This is a genomic window from Bifidobacterium thermacidophilum subsp. thermacidophilum DSM 15837 (assembly GCF_000426425.1).
Lineage (GTDB): Bacteria > Actinomycetota > Actinomycetes > Actinomycetales > Bifidobacteriaceae > Bifidobacterium > Bifidobacterium thermacidophilum.
Genome location: NZ_AUFI01000004.1, coordinates 1 through 2,259 on the forward strand (window position 1 = coordinate 1; position 2,259 = coordinate 2,259).

Below are 2,259 nucleotides of genomic sequence, written 5' to 3' on the forward strand. Positions count from 1 at the left end.
TTTTTTGTGGAGGGTTCGATTCTGGCTCAGGATGAACGCTGGCGGCGTGCTTAACACATGCAAGTCGAACGGGATCCTGCGGGCTTTGCCTGCGGGTGAGAGTGGCGAACGGGTGAGTAATGCGTGACCAACCTGCCCCATGCTCCGGAATAGCTCCTGGAAACGGGTGGTAATGCCGGATGTTCCCGCGCCCCGCATGGGGTGCGGGGAAAGCTTTTGCGGCGTGGGATGGGGTCGCGTCCTATCAGCTTGTTGGCGGGGTGAGGGCCCACCAAGGCTTCGACGGGTAGCCGGCCTGAGAGGGCGACCGGCCACATTGGGACTGAGATACGGCCCAGACTCCTACGGGAGGCAGCAGTGGGGAATATTGCACAATGGGCGCAAGCCTGATGCAGCGACGCCGCGTGCGGGATGGAGGCCTTCGGGTTGTAAACCGCTTTTGTTTGGGAGCAAGCCCTTCGGGGTGAGTGTACCTTTCGAATAAGCACCGGCTAACTACGTGCCAGCAGCCGCGGTAATACGTAGGGTGCGAGCGTTATCCGGATTTATTGGGCGTAAAGGGCTCGTAGGCGGTTCGTCGCGTCCGGTGTGAAAGTCCATCGCCTAACGGTGGATCTGCGCCGGGTACGGGCGGGCTGGAGTGCGGTAGGGGAGACTGGAATTCCCGGTGTAACGGTGGAATGTGTAGATATCGGGAAGAACACCAATGGCGAAGGCAGGTCTCTGGGCCGTTACTGACGCTGAGGAGCGAAAGCGTGGGGAGCGAACAGGATTAGATACCCTGGTAGTCCACGCCGTAAACGGTGGATGCTGGATGTGGGGCCCTTCCACGGGTCCCGTGTCGGAGCCAACGCGTTAAGCATCCCGCCTGGGGAGTACGGCCGCAAGGCTAAAACTCAAAGAAATTGACGGGGGCCCGCACAAGCGGCGGAGCATGCGGATTAATTCGATGCAACGCGAAGAACCTTACCTGGGCTTGACATGTTCCCGACGACGGCAGAGATGTCGTTTCCCTTCGGGGCGGGTTCACAGGTGGTGCATGGTCGTCGTCAGCTCGTGTCGTGAGATGTTGGGTCAAGTCCCGCAACGAGCGCAACCCTCGCCCCGTGTTGCCAGCGCGTCATGGCGGGAACTCACGGGGGACCGCCGGGGTTAACCCGGAGGAAGGTGGGGATGACGTCAGATCATCATGCCCCTTACGTCCAGGGCTTCACGCATGCTACAATGGCCGGTACAGCGGGATGCGACATGGTGACATGGAGCGGATCCCTGAAAACCGGTCTCAGTTCGGATCGGAGCCTGCAACCCGGCTCCGTGAAGGCGGAGTCGCTAGTAATCGCGGATCAGCAACGCCGCGGTGAATGCGTTCCCGGGCCTTGTACACACCGCCCGTCAAGTCATGAAAGTGGGCAGCACCCGAAGCCGGTGGCCTGACCAGTATTGCTGGGGGGAGCCGTCTAAGGTGAGGCTCGCGATTGGGACTAAGTCGTAACAAGGTAGCCGTACCGGAAGGTGCGGCTGGATCACCTCCTTTCTACGGAGAATTGTTTTGTTGCCTGGCATGGTGCCTGGGGGTTTGTTCCCGGGGTGCCGGGCGTGCTGGCGTGGAAGGGTCGTTGCGCCTCCCTTGTGGGGGCGGGTATGGGCATGCTGTTGGGTTCCCTGGCCGCCACGGCCCTTCTTGTGTGGGGGGTTGGCGTTCGGGTGCCCGCCATGGGTTCCTTCCCGGGTGTTCCGGGTCGGGGTGTGTGGTGTGGCGTGGTGGTTTGAGAACTGGAGAGTGGACGCGAGCGGACCGCGTGGCCGCCCCTTTGGGGGGTGGCTGGTCGTGGTCTGCTTGTACTGATGTATTTCGACCGGGTCCCCTTTGATGGGGGTCTGGTTGTTTGTTTGATCGTTTTGTGATCGCAGAGTGTTGATGATCTGTCGTCCGGTGTTCGTTTGGTCTTGCGGGTTCCCCGTGTGTGGGGTTGCCTGCAAGGGCGTATGGTGGATGCCTTGGCAGACGGGACCGATGAAAGACGTGGCGGGCAGCGATATGCCTCGGGGAGCCGCCGAGCTGGCTTTGATCCGAGGGTTTCTGAATGGGGTGACCCGGCAGCCGTCATGGGCTGTCACCGCACCTATGGTGCGGGGGGTACGCAGGGAAGTGAAACATCTCAGTACCTGCAGGAAAGGATATTCCGTGAGTAGTGGCGAGCGAAAGCGGACCAGGCCAAACCTTGCGCGTGTGATACCCGTCGGGGGTTGCGCGTGGGG

The 2,259-nt window shown here is 61.3% G+C and carries 2 rRNA genes; both read left to right on the forward strand.

The window, feature by feature from the left end:
- The first annotated feature begins 3 nt into the window (after nucleotides 1-3).
- Nucleotides 4-1,534, forward strand: a 16S ribosomal RNA gene (locus K315_RS0100435).
- Nucleotides 1,535-1,966: 432 nt separating this feature from the next.
- Nucleotides 1,967-2,259 (forward strand): 23S ribosomal RNA (locus K315_RS0100445); the annotation flags it as partial.